15 protein-coding genes and 1 pseudogene are annotated in these 18,401 nt (G+C 59.6%); 1 reads left to right on the top strand and 15 read right to left on the bottom strand.

Going from position 1 to position 18,401, the window contains the following annotated elements:
• On the top strand, window positions 1–984 hold the full coding sequence (locus ACOYW1_RS09000) for an alpha-L-glutamate ligase-like protein (protein WP_482422525.1): 984 nt from the start codon (window positions 1–3) through the stop codon (window positions 982–984).
• A gap of 64 nt (window positions 985–1,048) precedes the next feature.
• Here ACOYW1_RS09000 and ACOYW1_RS08995 read toward each other — a convergent pair whose 3' ends face one another.
• The 15 genes and pseudogenes from ACOYW1_RS08995 to ACOYW1_RS08925 all read right to left on the bottom strand — a co-directional run bounded on the left by ACOYW1_RS08995 (window position 1,049) and on the right by ACOYW1_RS08925 (window position 18,352).
• Window positions 1,049–2,314, bottom strand: a complete 1,266-nt coding sequence (locus ACOYW1_RS08995; protein WP_482416661.1) for an OmpP1/FadL family transporter — start codon at window positions 2,312–2,314, stop codon at window positions 1,049–1,051.
• A 475-nt stretch (window positions 2,315–2,789) separates the two neighbouring features.
• Window positions 2,790–3,275 carry a hypothetical protein gene (locus ACOYW1_RS08990; RefSeq protein ID WP_482422524.1) on the bottom strand — a complete coding sequence of 162 codons (486 nt, stop codon included), beginning with the start codon at window positions 3,273–3,275 and terminating at the stop codon, window positions 2,790–2,792.
• Window positions 3,272–3,622, bottom strand: coding sequence for an alpha/beta hydrolase (locus ACOYW1_RS08985; protein ID WP_482422523.1), 351 nt, complete (start codon window positions 3,620–3,622; stop codon window positions 3,272–3,274). Before ACOYW1_RS08985 ends, ACOYW1_RS08990 begins: the two co-directional genes overlap by 4 nt.
• Window positions 3,623–3,751: 129 nt before the next feature.
• Complete coding sequence (locus ACOYW1_RS08980; protein WP_482422522.1) at window positions 3,752–5,329, bottom strand: FmdE family protein; 1,578 nt, start codon at window positions 5,327–5,329, stop codon at window positions 3,752–3,754.
• 124 nt (window positions 5,330–5,453) lie between these two features.
• Entirely contained in the window at window positions 5,454–7,358 is a 1,905-nt protein-coding gene (locus ACOYW1_RS08975) for a molybdopterin-containing oxidoreductase family protein (protein ID WP_482422521.1), read from the bottom strand.
• Window positions 7,355–7,789, bottom strand: a complete 435-nt coding sequence (locus ACOYW1_RS08970) for a molybdopterin-dependent oxidoreductase (RefSeq protein ID WP_482422520.1) — start codon at window positions 7,787–7,789, stop codon at window positions 7,355–7,357. Before ACOYW1_RS08970 ends, ACOYW1_RS08975 begins: the two co-directional genes overlap by 4 nt.
• 446 nt (window positions 7,790–8,235) lie before the next feature.
• Window positions 8,236–9,408, bottom strand: coding sequence for a thiolase family protein (locus ACOYW1_RS08965; protein WP_482416665.1), 1,173 nt, complete (start codon window positions 9,406–9,408; stop codon window positions 8,236–8,238).
• An 87-nt stretch (window positions 9,409–9,495) separates the two neighbouring features.
• A complete protein-coding gene (locus tag ACOYW1_RS08960) occupies window positions 9,496–11,499 on the bottom strand; it encodes a 3-hydroxyacyl-CoA dehydrogenase/enoyl-CoA hydratase family protein (protein ID WP_482422519.1) in 2,004 nt (667 codons plus the stop codon).
• A gap of 70 nt (window positions 11,500–11,569) precedes the next feature.
• A pseudogene (locus ACOYW1_RS08955) lies at window positions 11,570–11,863 on the bottom strand (3-hydroxyacyl-CoA dehydrogenase NAD-binding domain-containing protein); the annotation flags it as partial.
• A 352-nt stretch (window positions 11,864–12,215) separates the two neighbouring features.
• On the bottom strand, window positions 12,216–12,980 hold the full coding sequence (locus tag ACOYW1_RS08950) for a LytR/AlgR family response regulator transcription factor (protein ID WP_482422518.1): 765 nt from the start codon (window positions 12,978–12,980) through the stop codon (window positions 12,216–12,218).
• The gene (locus tag ACOYW1_RS08945; protein ID WP_482422517.1) at window positions 12,967–14,031 is read right to left on the bottom strand and encodes a sensor histidine kinase; all 1,065 of its coding nucleotides are present in this window, start codon (window positions 14,029–14,031) and stop codon (window positions 12,967–12,969) included. The genes ACOYW1_RS08950 and ACOYW1_RS08945 overlap by 14 nt, the downstream gene beginning before the upstream one ends.
• A gap of 242 nt (window positions 14,032–14,273) precedes the next feature.
• Window positions 14,274–15,044 (bottom strand): enoyl-CoA hydratase/isomerase family protein, encoded by a 771-nt coding sequence (locus ACOYW1_RS08940; protein WP_180141041.1) that lies wholly within the window; start codon window positions 15,042–15,044, stop codon window positions 14,274–14,276.
• Window positions 15,045–15,222: 178 nt separating this feature from the next.
• Complete coding sequence (locus ACOYW1_RS08935) at window positions 15,223–15,507, bottom strand: hypothetical protein (protein ID WP_482416669.1); 285 nt, start codon at window positions 15,505–15,507, stop codon at window positions 15,223–15,225.
• Window positions 15,504–17,021, bottom strand: coding sequence for a sensor histidine kinase (locus ACOYW1_RS08930; protein ID WP_482422516.1), 1,518 nt, complete (start codon window positions 17,019–17,021; stop codon window positions 15,504–15,506). Before ACOYW1_RS08930 ends, ACOYW1_RS08935 begins: the two co-directional genes overlap by 4 nt.
• Window positions 17,018–18,352 carry a two-component system sensor histidine kinase NtrB gene (locus tag ACOYW1_RS08925; RefSeq protein WP_482422515.1) on the bottom strand — a complete coding sequence of 445 codons (1,335 nt, stop codon included), beginning with the start codon at window positions 18,350–18,352 and terminating at the stop codon, window positions 17,018–17,020. Before ACOYW1_RS08925 ends, ACOYW1_RS08930 begins: the two co-directional genes overlap by 4 nt.
• Window positions 18,353–18,401: the final 49 nt, after the last annotated feature.

Genomic DNA, 18,401 nt, shown 5'->3' with positions numbered 1-18,401 from the left:
ATGTTCTTCACCTCTCCTTCAAAGCTGAAAAAGGCGGGCATTGTGGGCATGAATCGCCGCAACGTGGTGATGATCGCCCAGAACAACCCCAGGCGGCTCTACCCCCTCGTGGACGACAAGCTCAGGACCAAAATTATCCTGGAAAAGGCGGGTATCTCAGCGCCAAAGCTCCTCGGCGTGATCAAAACCCAGGGCAATGTGGGGGAACTGGAAGATTTTCTGGAAGGGTGCCCGGCCTTTGTGATCAAACCGGCCAGGGGAAGCGGCGGGAAGGGGATCCTCGTCATCAGCGGCCGCCAGGGGCGGGATTTCCTGAAACCCGGCGGCGGTCTTGTTACCCTTGCCGAGGTCAAACGTCATGCGTCCAACACCTTGAGCGGCCTTTTCAGCCTGGGCGGCAGCAATGATGTGGCCATGATCGAAGAGATGGTGGAGTTCTCCACTGCCTTTGACGGGTTCTCCTACCAGGGAGTCCCCGACATTCGCGTCATTGTGTACAAAGGATACCCTGTGATGGCCATGACCCGTCTCTCCACCGCAGCATCGGACGGCAAGGCCAACCTTCACCAGGGGGCCGTGGGGGTGGGCATCGATATCGGGACAGGCAAGGCCCTGAAAGCCGTTCAATTCGGCCGCCCCCTCACTCACCACCCGGACACGGGCAAAGACCTCTCCACCTTTGTTGTGCCGGACTGGCCCAAATTTGCAGAGCTGGCAGCCCGGTGTTACGATATCACCGACCTGGGGTACCTCGGTGTGGACATTGTACTGGACAGCACCAAAGGCCCCATGATCCTGGAATTGAATGCCAGGCCCGGCCTTGCCATCCAGATTGCCAACGGCACCGGTATCCAGCCCAGGGTCACCTGCATTGACGGTGAACGCCACACACCTCGAACACCGCCGGAAAGGGCCCTGTTTGCCATGGACACCTTTTCGGCCCATGGCAACGCCCCCCAGCTGCCATCCGAAGCTCAGCTCTGACCCTGCCTCTTTTCCCGACTCCGGGCACCGGTCCTCGACGCCTCTGTGGAGGACCGGTCTCTTTTTAAAACTTGTAATTAAAATTCACGGCAAAGGCATGGATCTCATTGGTGGCGTAATCACCCCGAAGGGTTCCGCGCAGGGGCTCGCTCTCAAGATCAATATTGGCCGCCCCCGCATCAATGAACTCATAGGCCGCCCCCACGGTCATGTCTGCGTTGATATCATACTGAATCCCGGTACCGATCCGTACCTGGCGATCCAGCGGGGCGTCCGGTGTTCGTGTGGTTCTGTCCAGGGGCGAGGTGTCGTAGGCCATGCCAAAGGACCAGAGCCAGGGGTCGTCAAAACGGTACTGGGCTCCCAGGGCAAAATGCCAGGTGTCGTCATAATCATGGTCCTGGGTCAGGCTCGTGGACGTGTTCGAACGAAACGTCAGGGTCTGCTGTCCGAAGGCGCTCCAGTCCTGCCAGCCGACATTGGCCATAATTGCCCATTGGTCCGAAAGCTCAAACACCCCGCTGGCCATGATCGCCTGGGGAATATTCAACCCCAGATCCACGGTGCTCCCTACGAGCCCCAGGCTTTCCAGCAGCGCCTGCAACCCCGGCCCCACATTGGTCAACGTCGCGGAATCCTTAAACTCCATCTCCACCTCCGAACGGTAGGTCAGCCCAAGGCGGAGCTTATCCATGGGCTCCACGAGAACGCCCAGGTTGAAGCCAAATTCGGTGTCGTCCTCCTCAATACTCAGCTGACCATCCGCTCCGGGCTCCAGATTGGCCAGGGCCACCTTCTGGTCCAGCTCTCCGTAGACCAGGCTGATGCCGAACCCCACGGACAGCATATCATTGACCCGGTAAGAGACCCCGGGGTTGACCGCATAGGTGATGAGTTCAGCCTCCTGGATAAAGTAACGCCCGGCCCAGTTGGCACCGTAATCCAGCCCCAGGCCGAAGTAGGACCCGGTGGAAATGCCCAGACTGACATCGTCGTTGAGCTTGTGCACGTAATTAAAACCAAAAATCGGAACAAACCCCCCGGCATCGCCGCCGTCCCCCCCGCCCTTGCTCGACTCATACGAAGAAAACTTGGCTTTGACCTCGAGCCCCACCAAGGCGAGCATAAGCTGGGACCGATCAAGGCGAGACATGCCGGCCGGGTTGAAACTAGCCGTGGAGGCATCATTTGCCAGGGCCGCGCGACCGGCCTGGGCCGTGCCCATATCCGGTGTCCCGGCCTCATAAAGCCAGACCCCCCCGCCAAAGGCCGCCTGTGCCGAAAGAAACAACAACCCAATACCCACCCATAGCCATCCCATAATTTTCATAGCGTCACCTCTGAGGAAATGATGGATTCAAATAAACAATCTCGCGTATTGGCCGAGGAGCAGAGCATCCCATGATCAGCCCCTTAGGCACACCGACCAATCAGTATTGCCATGCAATCGGACACGGTCCGCCTGAACCGGCGCCCGCACAATAAAGTGGGGAGCCAAACGCTTTGTTGATGATTTATCGGGAATACATTCGTGCTGATCGCAGGGATACGATCCAGCCATGGAAATGGCTACAGAAAGAGGTATCGGACAATGGAATGGACAGAACCAGAAAGACGTTGCGGGTCATCCCCCCAAATGAAGAGGGAGTCCATGGCGGCTTGATGGAAACCTACCCGCGGGTGTGGCAGGCATTCCACACGACATCCCGCAGGTAAAAAAAGGGGTAAAACAAACCAACACAGCTTTCACTAATACTCTGTAAATATACGCAATACATCGCCATTATTCAAGCGATAAAACCTATTCACAGGAAACCGGCCGACGGAATCGCCATCCGATGGGCGGTCTCCGACCACACGACCGACCACGCACCTGAGAAGTAATGATCCCCGGCATCAGAAACTTCAACGGCGGTCAGCCTTTCCGAACACCCGTCGAGGGTTTCCCTGTGGGGATACCAGTTATCCCGGGCCGGAAAAAAAAGGGTCACATCGGCTTCCCGGTATTCCAGCTCTGGCATGGCATCGACCCCGGGGATAAAAAGCTCACGGAGGAAACTGCCCATGGGAAAAGAGCCATTGCCCCCGTTTAAGACATGCTCCAGGTTGTGTGCATGCCAGTACTCCGGGTCCAACCAGGCGGTGTCGGCAAGGATGCGTTTGAAATGGGCAGGATCGGCGGCAAGACGGGAGGTTACGAAGACAAACTCCCCGATGGTCCCGGTCTCGTACATGTAAAACAGGGACCTGCGGGAATTGAGCACCGGAGCCGTAAAGAAAAATTCCTTCACAGCGAGCCCGGCAGCCGAGGCCTTGAGCCATGCGAGCCGCACGCAGAGTGCCCAATGGCGGTGAGGGGCAGCCCGGAAATGTCAAAACGGTCCAGGAGGCGCTTCAAATCCTCCCCTGCCGTTTCAAGGGAAAGATACCCCGTGGACCCGCCATGGCCTCGCGGATTGTAGAAAAGCACATGCCAGCCCGCTGACGCAAAGGTCTCCACGGGCATGGCATACATGCGGCAATCGCCCCCCATGCAGGGCCAGAGCACAACGCATCCTTTGGGCTGCGGCGTGCTGCAGGGGCTCCATGCGGCCTCTATGGTCACGCCGCCGGGCATGGGATGGTGGGTCCAGGTCATGTTCATGTCAATACGTGAAGAGCATCAGAAAAAAGAAGGCGTTCATCCATAGCGTCTGTCATCATTATGATGCAGACGCCCCACGGGTCGATTTACGGCCGATTCGGGAACGGCTTTACGACTATCTGGTTATGCGCCGACAAGCAGCCCGCCAACCCCCATGGCGTACACATCCTCGGGCGTGACGTCCATGCCGGCCAAAAGCCGCGGCAGCACCAGATCAAATGCTGTTTTTTCCGAGGCCAGCGCCCCTGCGGGGACTCCCACCACGGCGGTATCCCCCAGGCTCCCAAGGAGCGTCATGGCTCCAGGGAGAACGGGAGACCGTGAAGAGGTGACGGTGACGCCCGCCTTTTCCAGGCCACGCTGGGTGACATCGTCAGGGTCCACGGAAAGTCCGCCCGTGGTGATGATGAGTTTGATCCCCTCCCCTGCCATACGGGTCACCTCGGCAGCGAGCCGGGCAGGCTCATCGGGCACAAAGGCAGACGCGGCAACACCGGCCCCGTAGGTTCCGAGGATGGACTCCACGTAGGGAAGGAACCCGTCCTTTATGCGGCCTTCGTAGACCTCGGTGCCTGTAACAATGACCCCTGCCTCACGGATGATGTAGGGAGCCACATGAAATAGCGGCGTATGGGCAAGGGCCATGCACCGGGCAAACTCGGGCCGAGACAGAAACAGAGGAACGGCCCGGGTCCCGGCAAGGAGCTGTCCCCCGGAAACGGGCGTGCATGAAGGGAGGGTGGACAGAATCACGTTGGCCATGGAGTTGAGCCTGTTGACCCGCTGGGTATCCACATAGAACAGGCCGTCATGCGCCGCCCGGAACTCCACTTTTCCCTCTTTGGGCGGCCCGGCAACCCACCCTCCGCCCAGGGTATCGCCGAAGGCAATGGCCACATCGTCTTCGTGGACAAGGCTCTCCCGATGATTCTGCTCTTCGAGGTAGACCCTGTTTTTTCCCATGCGCTTCAGGACCTCCACGTCGGCATCGGTGATGCGCTGTCCCTTGACGATGGCCGGCCCTTTTTGCTTACGCGGTACGATGAGGGTCATGTCGTGGAGGGCGTGGCCGCCCACGGCCTCTTCCAGGGCAGTGGAGGTCAGGGTCACCTCATCTTCGGTGCTGCGGACATAAAGGGTCGCTTCCCCGGAACAGGCCGGACAGATCTCGGCCCGGTCAACAGAGCGGAACCCCTCGCCGCAAAGGGAGCAGCGGTGGATATGGCTCACGTGCTTTTTCTTGCCGCCCAGAAACGAGGGGTCCAGGGAAACAGGCTCACAGGTAAACAGGGAGATGCCCCCTTCCCTGATCTCATTCATCAACGCAGGGGTGTCCTGCTCTCTTTTGGGCACCAGCTTGAGCAGCCAGGCCTTAAACTGGGGCCACTGATCCAGGATATCGTAATCGGGGGCCACCCGCACGCCCTTGCCGGTATGCTTGTCGTAAAGCGAAAGGGCGAAACGCCCGGTGGGGACAATCTTGAGCCATCCGTTGCCGATGGTACAGGGGGTGAGGAGCTGAACCGCGTCCGGAATACAGGCCCGGGTCTCACTCACCGCATCGTAGAGCCCGCCGTCCGGCAGGCGGGACAACGCCAGCTCCACCATAAAGCCGCCGGCCACCATCCCCGGGGCCACATGACCGTGAAATGCCTTCACCTCATCCACATACCCGTCAAACGAATACCCACGAATTGTCATAAAAAACCTCTCATCAGAACAGGAATTAGAATCATCCACAGAGTCACCAAGGTAGGCCAGAGACATAAAAAAGCATCTTTTGTATACTACCTACCTCGTGCAGACTCAAGGCCAGATTTTTTTACTATACCGCCTCCACCCGGCAAGGCACGTAACGGTGCAGGGGTGTTGCGGCAAAGGAATCCCTGTGGGTATTCTTGGTGAGGCGGTTGACGTTCACACCAGAGGCCTCTCCGTTGTGCACAAGGCCAAACCCATGGGGAATGGCCACCTGGCCTTCGCGCATGTGGTCGGTGATCTCCAGTTCTATCACCTCGGAGGCCGCCTCGGTGGTGATCGTCACCATCTGGCCGTCCGTCAGGTTGAACCGCTCAGCATCCGCCGGATGCATGGCCAGCGTGCAGGGGCGCCTTCCCTCGTTCCAGGCGGGATCGCGCATGAGGGTGTTGCTGTTGTTTGAGGTGTGCCGCCCGGCCATGAGCACAAGGGGGGCCTCCTTCGTTCTTTCAAGGGCTGCGGCCTCGGCCTCGGGGGTGACGGTCTTCACCCACGAATCCATTTCCGGGACATGGAGATGCATCTTCCCGTCAGGGTGCCGGATCTCGGTCAGATTCCCGTCCAGATCCATCTTGCCCACCCACAGGCCGCCGGGGTGATCGACAATGGCCTGGAACACCGCCTCACTCTGGGCAATCTGCGGGGTCAGAAGGGCCACCGGGGCCAGGGCGCGATACCGCACCATGCCTGCAAGGGCCTTTGCGAAATTGATAGGGTTCAAGGCGGTCTGCCAGGCTTTGGGCAGGCCAAACCCGGCCCGGGCCGCGTTCTTCCGGTTGGTCTTGGGCATGGCCAGGGTGATACCCCAGAGGGCCGCCAGGTTGGCTGAGCCCAGCTCTTTCCCTAAGGTTTTGGCCAGCACAAAGGGCAGCACCTTCATGGCTTTTTTGTTTTTGGAAGCAAAACTGAACAGGGCCGCGGCAAAGGTTTTCCGGTCTTTTTTGGCCGCTTTGTACACATAGGCAGGGATCTCGGGGATGTACCCGGCAGCCTCGGCGATGCCGGTGTAGATCTCCCCAACCTCCTTGGGGTCCCCCTTGGCCGTCACCACGGGGGGACGCATCTGAAAATAGACTTCCGGATAGTTCCAGGGAAAAAAGGTGCCATCGTAGGACTCGTAACCGCTCTTGGCCGGAAGCACGTAATGGGCCAACTCGGCCGTCTCCGTCATGGCAAGCTCCGAGACCACCAGCAGGTCGAGCTTTTTGAAAGCCTCCTCGTAGGCCGTGGTGTCCGCGTAACTCCGCAGGGGATTGGACCCGGAACAGAGCACCGCCCGGAGTCGCTCGGGATGATCCGAAAGGATCTCCTCGGGCATGACGTTGGGAGGGTAGGCCCCATTCAAAGCGGGGAACCCGGTCTCCACGGTGCGCCAGTTCTTTTCGTCCCGCTCGTCGGTGTGGCTGCCCAAGGGCACGATGGTACCCGGAATGACGTTGCCGCCTGCCACCCCGCATCGGCCGCACACAGCCGCCAGGAGCATGTAAAGGTAGCTGGTGAGGGTGCTGTGGCGGTTCATGTAAACCCCCAGGTCAAAGTGCATACACCACTTCAGGGTCGCCAGTTTTTCGCACAGGGCAAGGACATCATCATAGGAGACCTCACACACGGCAAGGGCCCCGTTGATATCGAATCCGCGGAACCAGGGCTCGATGTCGGCAAAACCGGTGCAATACGCATCAAGGTAATCGCGTTTTTCCCATCCCTTCTCCAGAATGATGGCTATCATGGCCCTGGCCAGCAGGGCATCGGTGCCGGGCCGCACCGGAATATGCAGGTTGGCCACCCGGGCTGTCTCGGATTTCCGGGGGTCGATAATGGCCAAAAACTTGTCCGGGTTCTTTGAAAACTCCTTCAGCACCAGAGGAGCCCTGGGCATCTGGTGACTCTCCATGCCGTTCCAGCCGATGCCCAGGATCATTTCTGAATGATGCTCGTCGGGAATGGCAAAACGGTTCTGGCGCCCCATCATGCGACCGCAGGCCCAAAAATATCCGGTGAGCTCCTGGCCCAGGGCGTTGTAGGAAAACTATGCATAGGCTTCATGAGGGTCATGCCGAAGGCCGCTTCAAAATGGCAGCCCTGCCCCCCTCCCCCCATGTACGCGTAAGACTTCGGCCCATGCTCGTCCACGATCCCCCGGAGCCTGGAGCCGATCTCGGAAAACGCCTGCTCCCAGGAGATCTCCTGAAACCCGTTTTCTGTGCGCTTCAGGGGCTGGGTCAACCGCCCCTCGTGGTTCTGGTGAAAGGCCACGTTGGCACCCTTCCGGCACATGTACCCCCGGCTCCTCACGTTCTCCTTGTCGGCACGGACCTTCACGATACGATGCCCCTCGGTCTGCACCTCAAGCCCGCAGTTCTGCGCACACAACACACACCCCGTCTTCTTCCACTCGCCCATCTCTCTCTCCTTAGCCCTTAGCCCTTAGCCCTTAGCCCTTAGCCCTTAGCCTATTTTATTTCACATGCGTAATACACAATCAAAAAAAAGAGCATCCGACAAGTAAAAACAGCGTCCAGACACCTCACCGGCATCGGTTTATGAGCAAAGCACGTGCATTGGAAGCAAACCCGAGCCCTCTCCAACCGCAGGGAATCATAGAACCTTGAGCAAAAAAACGGACCGAAGCACCATGTTAAGAAAAATCCACATACACACAGAAGGGAATCAGGCTTTTGAATATATGCGTGGAAGGAATCCGTGATGTTTCCTGTCCATGGTGTTCCGGTCCCTTGCCAGACCGGGCTTCGGTCTTAAGGAACCAAAAAGATGCGGAAAGAGGTGTCCGGCCCCTTTCCGCATCTTCGTAGAAGCCCTTTCATGCCCGCCGAGGTGGACACAACAGTCTAGACAAGTTCAAACACACCGGCAGCGCCCATGCCACCTCCGATACACATGGAGACAATGCCGCGCTTGGCCCCCACCCGCTTCATGTTGGCCAGCAGGGTGGCAGTGAGCTTGGCGCCGGTGCAGCCCAGGGGGTGGCCCAGGGCGATGGCGCCGCCGTTGAGGTTGATCTTGGATTCGTCGAGGCCCAGCTCCTTGATGCAGTGAAGGGACTGGGTGGCAAAGGCCTCGTTGAGCTCAATGACGTCGATGTCGTCCAGGGTGAAGCCGGTCTGCTCCAGAACCTTGGGAATGGCGTACTTGGGGCCGACCCCCATCTCATCGGACTTGCACCCGGCAACGGCGTAGCCCACGAGCCTGGCCAGGGGTTTCAGGCCGAACTTTTCGCAGGCCTCCTTGCTGGCAAGGAGGGTGGCAGCAGCGCCGTCCGTGGTCTGGGAGGAGTTGGCGGCCGTGGCCACCCCGCCGGCCTTGAAGGGGCTGTTCAAACGGGCGATACCCTCTACGGTGGTACCGGCACGGACGCCATCGTCTTTGTCCACGATGAACTCTTTCTTCTCATAGGTCCCGTTTTCGCCAAGCACAAAGTTGTAGGCCGGGGTGGGGACGATCTCAGTGAACCACCCTTCCTCCTGGGCCTTGGCAGCCTTGGATACAGACCGTACGGCAAACTCGTCACACTCCTGTCGGGTGATGCCGTAGCGATCGGCCACGTTCTCGGCCGTCACGCCCATGGAGATGTACATCTCGGGATTGGTGGCGGCAAACTCGGCGTGGGGGCGCGGTTTGTTGCCACCCATGGGGACGTAGGTCATGGACTCGATACCGGCCCCCAGGGTCACCTCGGACCACCCGGCGGCGATGCGTAAATGGGCCAGGGCGATGGCCTCGATGCCCGAGGAACAGAACCGGTTGACGGTGGCCCCGGAGACCGACTCGGGGAATCCGGCCATCTGGTTGGCCACGCGGCCGATGTTGAGCCCCTGCTCCGCTTCGGGAAAGGCGCACCCGCACATGACGTCGTCGATCTCCTTGGGGTCGACGCCGGCCCTCTCCACACAGGCCTTCATGATAAAGGAGAGGAGGTCTTCGGGACGGGTCTCCTTGAACTGCCCTCTCTTGTTTTTGCATCCGGGGGTTCGTACGGATTCAACGATATAAACTTCGCGCATATGTCACTCCTTACCTGGTGTCGTTTTTTTTCATCTACTTGGTCGCTTCACGCAGGCTGCGCTTAAAGCGCACGCCAAGGGTCCCCCTTAGTTGCGCAGGGGAGCGCCTTTCTTGAGCATGTGCTCGATACGGGCGATGGTTTTTTCTTCCTGGGCAAAGTCGATAAAGGCTTCCCGCTCCAGCTTGTACATGACGTCTTCGTCGATGGCCGTGCCCTCCTTGACGGAACCGCCGGAGATGACCGTTGCGATGCGGGTGGCGATGAGAGCGTCGTGCTCGCTCAGGAAACCGCCCTTGAGCATGTTGTAGATCTGGGCGTGGATCATGCCGGTACCGGCCTCACCCATAACGGGAACGGGCTTCTTCACGGGCGGTGCGTACCCGGCATCCACCATGGCCAGGACCTCTTTTTTGGCCTCGCCGATGAGCAGGTCACGGTTCATGACGATGCGGTCTGCCCAGGGATGCATGTGGCCGAGGCTGAAGGACTGTTTGGCGCTCATGGAGTACTTGGCCATGCCGATGGCCATGAAGACCGGCACGAAGAGTTTGGAGAGATCCGTGTCTTTCTGGACAGGATCGGGCAGGGCAAAAACAAACTTCTTCCAGAGGTTGGTGCAACCGCCGCCTGCAGGCAGGAGCCCCACGCCCATTTCCACGAGGCCCATCATGAGGTCGGCGGCACCCACGATCTTGTCGGCTGCGCCGATGCACACCTCGCAGCCACCGCCCAGGGTCATGCCGTAGGGGGCCGCCACCACCGGAACGTTGGCATAGCGGATCTCCTTGATGCCGTTCTGGGCCAGGGAGAGAAACTCGTCCATCTCTGCGAATTTCTTGCCTTTGCACAGCCCCAGCACATAGTCGAGGTCGGCACCGGCGGAAAAAGCCCCGGGCATGCCCCCTGCCTGGTTTCCGATGACGATGCCCGCCGCGTTCTCCTGGGCAAACTCCTTGATTTCGCCCATGAACTCGATGATTTCACGGTTCAGGGCGTTCATCTTGGTGGTGAACTCCACACAGAAGACGTCGTCTCCGATGTCCACCAGGGAGACGGACGGGCAGCTCTTGACCACCTTGCCGTCGGCCTTGCAGGTGGCAAGGGAAAGGGCCGTTTCGCTGAGTTTCACGGGCTGGTAGCTCTCGGTGGCAAAGTCGTAGAAATACTGGCGCCCGTTTTCCACCTTGTAGAAGGAGTCGTTGCCGGCGGCCAGCATGGCCTTGACCTTCTCGGGAACGGGCAGGCCGTCTTTTTCCATGCGGGCCACGGACTCTTTGACACCCACCAGGTCCCAGGTCTCAAAGGGGCCGGTTTCAACGGCGTAACCCCACTTCATGGCGTTGTCGATCTCCACCACGGAGGCGGCAATCTCCGGGATCCGGTTGGCGGCGTAGATGAGGCCGTTGGCCGAGCAGTCCCAGGCAAACTTGGCGCCCTTGTCGTCGCCGTAAACAACGGCCTTGATCTTTTCAGCAGGGGTGGAGGCTGCCTTGGCCGCGGTGAGGCAGGGAAAGTCCGCCTTGACGAATTCTACGTACTCGCAGGTGGCCGGATCGAGCATCAGCTTGACCTTTTTGCCGTCGGCGTTCTTCTCTTTCTTGAAGAAGCCGCCCCTGGTCTTGTTCCCCAGCCAGCCCTTCTCCACCATGGTGGTGACGAACTCGGGGAGCACGTGGGTCTGACGCTCTTCGTCGTCGGGGCAGAGGTCATAGGAGTTTTCCATGACATGGGCCATGGTATCCAGGCCCACCAGGTCGGCGGTGCCGAAGATGGCGCTTGAGGGCCGGCCCATGGCCGGACCGAACAGGGCGTCCACCTCGGCAAGGGTCAACCCCTGCTTCACCACCTCCTGCATGATCTTGCCCATGCCCTGGATGCCGATGCGGTTGCCGATGAAGTTGGGGGTGTCCTTGGCCCAGACAATGCCTTTGCCGAGGTTAATTTCACCGAAACGCTCCATAAAGCGGAGCACCTCGGGGGCGGTCTCTTCCCCGGGGATCAGCTCCAGAAGATGCATCCAGCGAACGGGGTTGAAAAAGTGGGTTCCGAGAAAGTGGGTCTTGAACTCGGGGCTCAGGCCCTCGCTCATGGCCTTTAAGGATGCCCGAGGTGTTGGAACTCACGATGCAGGAGGGCTTTCGGATGCCCTCGATGCGCTTGAAAAGCTCCTGCTTGATCTTCAGGTTCTCCACGACCACTTCACAAATCCAGTCGCAATCAGCCAGTTTGTCGAAGTCGTCGGTGAGGTTACCGATCTCGATGAGCCCTGCGTCTTTCTTGTTGTAGAAAAGCGGGGGCTGAGCCGCCAGGGCACCGTCCATGCCCGCCTTGACAATGCGGTTACGGGCTGCGGGATCGTTTTTCTCTTCATCCGAAAGGTCAAAGGGAACGATGTCCAGGAGCAGGACCTTCACCCCGGCACCGGCGAGGAGTGCGGCAATTCCGCCGCCCATGATACCAGAACCGATAACCGCAGCTTTACTGATCTTTCTAACCATAAATCCCTCCTACGTGTATATTTTGTTGACAATCATGATAGGCGAGTAAAAACAGTTCACACGGTTTTTGGATCCTACGGAGGGAGAGAAGGGGCTGGGAAATGGAAAGCGACGAATGGTCGTATACTCTGACGGCCGACTGTATATTATGACAAACGATGTTTATCACGCAACCACAATGAATTTACATTCACCACCATTCATTCGGAAAAACAAACCAACTTCGGCGCATTGTCATAGAGAAGGAAAGAAACAGATCTATTGCGCGGCACCTCTTTGAAGCAGTGCCGAATCAGGAGAGGCCCTGCTACATCTGCTTGAATAAGTGGGAATAGCTGCGACTGACGGTGAGGATTTCTGAAGAGCCCTTCAGCTTGACGGCAAGGCGGCCGGTGAGGGAGTGACTGATCTTGTCGATGCACCCGGCATTGATGATGGTGCCGCGATGAATGCGCCAGAAGGTCTCGGGATCCAGCTCTTCGCTCAACTCCTTGATGGGCTTTTTGATAAGGGACTCCCCTTCGGCGGTGAGCACGGAGGTGTATTTGGCGCTGGACTTGAAGTAGATCACGTCATTGACATAAATCAGGCGGATGCTGTCCCGGTGCTGGGCCTTGATCCACTTCAGGCAGGGTGCGGGGGCCGACCGGCCCACGGCCCGGATCACCTCTTCGATGGCCGCCGTGAGTTCGGCAGGGGGCGGCGTCTTGGCCACCCGTTTTTTCAGGCGGGTAACGGTTTTTTCCAGGCGGGCATTGGTGACGGGCTTTAACAGGTAATCCATGGCCCCGTTTTCAAAGGCATCCACCGCATACTGATTGAAGGCCGTGATGAACACCACCCGGGTGGAGCCACCGCACCGCGCCGCCACCTCCATGCCGGTGAGACCGGGCATCTTGATGTCGAGAAAGGCAATATCCGGGGCGTGGGCTTCGATGAGCGCAAGGGCGTCCCGGCCGTTTCCGGCCCTGCCGCAGATCTTCAGCTCCGGCCAGATCCGGGAAAGCATGGACTCCAGATAGATGACGAGCTGCTCCTCGTCGTCTGCGATGATGGCTTTAACCTGTCCCATGGGGCACCTCAATGGTGGCCAGAAATCCGTTGGGCCTGTTCCCCCCCAGGCGAAGGCTGGCCTTGCCGTCGTAGAGGGTGTCGAGCCGTTCCTTGATGTCGTCGCCCACTCCCCAGTGGCTGCCTTCGTGGAACCCCAGGCCGGAATCGGCCACGTCGATGCGCAGGGCCCCCGGGCGATGCGAGGCGGTGACACGGATATCCCCCCCTTCAATGCGTGGCTCCAGCCCGTGCCGGACGGCGTTTTCCACAAGGGGCTGAATCAGCATGGGGGGAAAGGGGATGCACCTCAGGGAATCGGGGACGTCAATCTCGTAGGAGAGCCGTTCCCCCATCCTGATCTTGAAGATATCCAGGTACGCCCGGATCATCTCCATCTCCTGACCGATGGTGGCCATCTCCTCCCGGCTCGTGCACAGGGAGATGCGCAGATAGGCAATAAGATCGCTGATCATCACCTTGCCACGGTCTACATCGGTGTCCAGAAGGCTCAATATATTGGAGAGGGTGTTGAAGAGAAAGTGGGGTTCGATCTGGGCCTGGAGCATGCGCAGGTTGGTCTCCACCACCTTTTTCTCGATGGTGAGACGCTTGATCTTCTCCCGCTGGATCCGCTCCCCGGCCTGCCTGATCTTTTCCTGGGAGTTGAGGATAAACCGGAACAGGGAGCCGCCCATGACGGTTAAAATCACCACCTGGACGATGAGTTCGCTCCTCTCCGGGAGGTAGAAAAACAGATCCTTTCCCGAAAAAAACGCCCCCAGGATGATGCCGGTGCAGGCACCGGCCGCCATGGCAAGGGCAGCGCCGGTCATCTGGGCCAGGGGGCCCTTCCACCGGAGGCACACCAGGGCGGTGAAGGTAAAGGCGAAGGCACAGGTCCCCACGCACTGCCCGATGATGAAATTGGTGGCAAAGCCCTCCCCAAACCCCATCATGGTGCTGAGCATCACAATGACGGTCACCGTGAGCACAGCCGACACATACTTACGCGCTATGAGCCTTGCGTGGTCACGCAACACAAACGCCTTTCCGGGTTCAACCTCACGCATCTCGCACCTTGATGTCGGGCCCGGGAAAAAACGGTCGGTCAGGCAATGGGCGGCCAGCCCCTGTGAAGGCCATGGCGCCATGCCAAAGGCAGGTGACAGCGACCCGTTGCCCGGCATGGCGAGGGCTTCGAAGCCCTCGCCTTGAGTCAATCTTGTCTATTCCAATCCGTGTGGCAGAGTGCAGCGGAAAAAATCACGGCGCCTGCAAGGGGTGCCCATGTTTTCCCCGCCGTCCCCAGGAATCAGTTCTTGCCGTCCATCATGGACTGAACGAATTCAAGGGTGCCGCGCACTTCCGGCTTGGTGAAGATGTCGAAACCGGCTCGCCAGGGCTCGCTGGCCAGGCGGCTGCGGATGCTGTCGGCGGTGTCCTGACGCATCATCTTCTTCATGACCAGGAAGGGCCGGTTGGGGGTGTCGATCCAGGAGGTGACGATCTGCTTGGCGCGTTCCACCAGCTGATCCTCTTCCACGATCTCGTCCACCATGCCGATCTCAAGGGCCTTCTCCACGCCCACCATCTCACCGAAGAACATGACGTTGCGGTAGGTGCGGTCGTCGTTGAGACCAAAGCGGACCACGTGGTACTGGGCAATGGACAGGGGCAGGCCGATCTTGATCTCGCTCATGCCCATGCGAATCTTGGGATGGTTCTTGACCAGGCGGTAGTCGGCGGCAAAGGACCAGATGAGGCCGGCGGCGGCGCAGTGGCCGTTGATGGCGGAGACCACGGGCTTTTCGCAGGTGAAGAAATTGGTGAGAAGCTCCTCCTCCTCCTCGAACCAGGCCACGGCCTCTTCGTGGGACTGAAACCCGATAAAATCGGGGAGGTGGAACCCGCTGGAGAAAAAGCGGCCATCCCCGGTCAGGACAATACCCTTCAAGGCGTCATCTTCGTTGACCTTTTTGACGATGGCATCCATCTGGCGCAGGGTGTCAAGGGTAATGGAGTTGGTGGCACCATGGGACAGGGTGATAATGACAATTCCGTCTTCGACTCTTTCCTTAATCATAATTCCCTCCGAAACGACCAATGGTCACAAAATACACAAAAATACCTACATAAACACACAGAACTTTGTTCACCTGCCGCCTGTCGTTTTTTTACAGGCGGCAAAAAATGGATATACCCGACTTGCCCTGAAAAGTCCATCCCGCATTTCGGAAAGCGCTGGCTGTGAGACGGACGTCTCAGGGATTCCGGAGAGAGCCCGCATGGGCCATTTTCATGTAACGCTGCCTCTGATACATCGCTTTTCGCCTGACCTGGTCCACAAACATGGATCGGCGTTCCCTGCCGGGTTCCTCCACCACCATCCGCTCAATTTCCATGGAGAGGCTGTGCAACTCCCCGAGCACCGAGGGGTCTGTGGTGGGAAGCTCTCGCATGAGTCGCTCCATGCGGGTGGCGGCCCGCCCCAACTCAGTGATATAGCCCTCAACGTTTTCGTTTCTAAAGGGGTTTTTAGGGTTCATGCATCCTCTGCAGCAACCTGGTATTTGTCTGGAAGCGTGACGGTAAAGGTGCTGCCCACTCCCGGCCGGCTCGTCACCTCCACGGCCCCGGCAAGTCCGTCCACCAGCTGGCGGACAATGGAAAGCCCGAGCCCCGTCCCTACGATAAACCGCCTTTTATCATCTTTGATGCGGTAAAACTTGTCAAAAATCTTTTCCAGGTGCTTTTCTTCGATGCCGAAGCCGTCGTCGGTGACGGCCACGCAAAGCCCGCCTCCCTCCGGCACGGACACGGACACCGTCACATGGCCCCCGCTGCCCGTATACTTGATGGCGTTGGTGATGAGGTTGCCGTAGATGCTCTCAAGGGCCGTGGGGTCGGCGAAAAGCACGGGCAACTCTTCTTCGGGGAGGGCAAGGGTCAGTGAAACCCCCTGCGCCTGGGCACGGGCCCTTAAAAAGTCCACCATGGCGGTGAGAAGACCCGCGGGTTCCACCTCACGGGGGTGGGTAAACTCGGCCCCCCCTTCGATGCGCTGAAGGTCCAGGAGATCGCCGATGAGGGAGATCAACGCCCCGGCCTTGTCCCGGGCCCTGCGCACCATGCCCCGGTTCTCCTCCCCCAGGGCCGCCCCAGCCTCCTCGTCCACCATGCTGAGCTGCTCACAGATTGCCGTCAGGGGAGAGCGCAGTTCATGGGAGACCTTGGAGACAAACTCGGATTTCATCTGGTCGAAGGTCTTGAGATCGGTGATGTCTGTGAGGGTCACCACGGCCCCCAGGCACTCCCCCTCGGCCGAAAGCACATGCTGGCCCCGGGCAAGGAAAAATCCTTTGTCCACTACCTGGAGCTCGCACGAGGGAATCTTGCCGTCGGTCATGAACACCCCGGTGGAGATGCTGTTGATCCAGAGGCAGAACTCGGCCTCCTCAATATAGCGAGAGATGTGGTCCGGGGACCTCAAGGGCGCCCCCCCGGCAAAGAGGCGCTGGAACACCGAATTCATCAGCACCACCATGCCGAAGGCATTGGTCACCACCACGCCGTTGGGCAGGGATTCCAGAATCGCCGCCACCCGGCTCTGCTCCGTCCCCAGGTCCGCCAGGGTGCGTTCCCGCTCCCGTTTGAGTTCTTCGGCCCGCCGCACCACCCGGATGTGGGCCAGGGCACGACCGGCCACCAGGCGCAGCTGCTCGGGTTCAAAGGGCTTGGCGATAAAGTCGTAGGCCCCGCTCTTCATGGCCATGATGGCAGACTCCACCGTGGCAAACCCGGTCATGATGATCACCAGGCAGGCCGGAGCCGTCTCCCGGATCACGGCCAGCACCTCCATGCCGTCCATGCCCGGCATCTTCAGGTCCAGGAAAATCACCCTGGGGGCCTCCGCGCCCAGGATCTCAAGGCCCTTACCACCGTCCACCGCCGTGAGCACCTCGCACCCCACCTTGGCAAGCGAACGCCGACACCCTTCCCGGATGTCCTCCTCATCGTCGATGATCAAGACCTTGACGGCATCCTCATCCATGGTCTTCATGGCTCCCCTTGTGGCGGGCTGCAGGGAATCTCCACATGGAAGGTTGCCCCGTTCCCTTCGTTGTTGGACGCGGTAATGCTTCCCCCATGGCTCTCCACAATCCCGTATGCCAGGCTCAACCCCAGGCCCGTGCCCTCACCGGCCGCCTTGGTGGTGAAAAAAGGCTCAAAAATCCGTTCGAGAAGCTCCCCGGGAATGCCGGAACCCGTGTCGGACACCTCGGCGAACACGCGGCCGTTTTCGGCCACGCCGCTTTTCACCGTGAGGGTGCCTTCGTTGTCCATGGCATCGGCGGCATTTAAAATAATGTTCATGAACAGGTGATTCATCTGCTGGCCGTCGGCCAGCACCTGGGGAAGGGAGGGGTCCAGCTCCGAAACGATCTCGATGTTCTGGAAGATGGTCTGGCTCTCCAGGAGGTAGAGGGTCCGCCTGATGGCCCGGTTGATGTCCAGGGGGGCCATCTCCCGCCGGGTCTGCCGGGCAAATTCGAGGAGTTCCCGCACGGTGTCCCGACACCGGCCTGCGTCGCGCAGGATCCGGTTCACATCCTGCCGGGCTTCCTCGGGAAGATCGTACTCTTCCAGGAGAAGCCGGGCAAAGAGCAGGATCCCCCCCAAAGGGTTGTTGATCTGGTGGGCGACCCCTGCGGCCAGCTTCCCCAGGGAGGCCATCTTTTCGGCCTGGAGGAGCTGGAGCTGGGTCCCTTTCAACTCGGCCTCCATGCGCAGCACCTCGCGCATGTCCCGGAAAAACCCGATGGTGGCCACCTCCCTGCCCTCTTCGTAGACAATGGCCGCGTCCAGGTTGATGGGCACGCGCGCCCCGTCCTTGTTCATTCCGTCCACCGGAAGGGCCTTGACCATGCCCGGCCCGCCGTATTCCGAGCCGCGCATCTTCTTCATGATCTCCTCGGCCACACCCGGCGGGTAGACCTTGCGGATGTTCATGCCGTCCAGGGCTTCGGAAACGGGAAACCCGCAGATGTCCGAGGCCGCATCGTTGAAGATCACGATGTGTCCCTGCATGTCGGCGGCGATGACCCCGTCCACGGCGCTGTTGATGAGGTTCTTCAAAAACGCGTTGGAACGCATGAGGTCCTCTTCCATCTCCTCAAAGGAGGAGACGTCGTAGTCCAGGAGCACCACATAGGCCACCTCATCCCCGCTGTAGAGGGGGTAGGCATAGTGGCAGGCCTCATGGACCGCCTTGCCGTCCACCGCATCCACCTTCCGAACCGCGCGCATGCCTGTGCGGAAGACCTCCACGGCAAGGCAGGGGCTGCAGGGCAGGTCCCGCCGGTAGAGAAGCTCATGGCGGCCGGCGCTCATGCCGTCCGGCGGAGGCCCGGCCTGAAGTTGGTGGCGATCACCCGAAGAT

This window comes from Desulfoluna sp. CYM3A (assembly GCF_056829965.1).
This window is presented reverse-complemented; position numbering and strand designations above follow the sequence as displayed.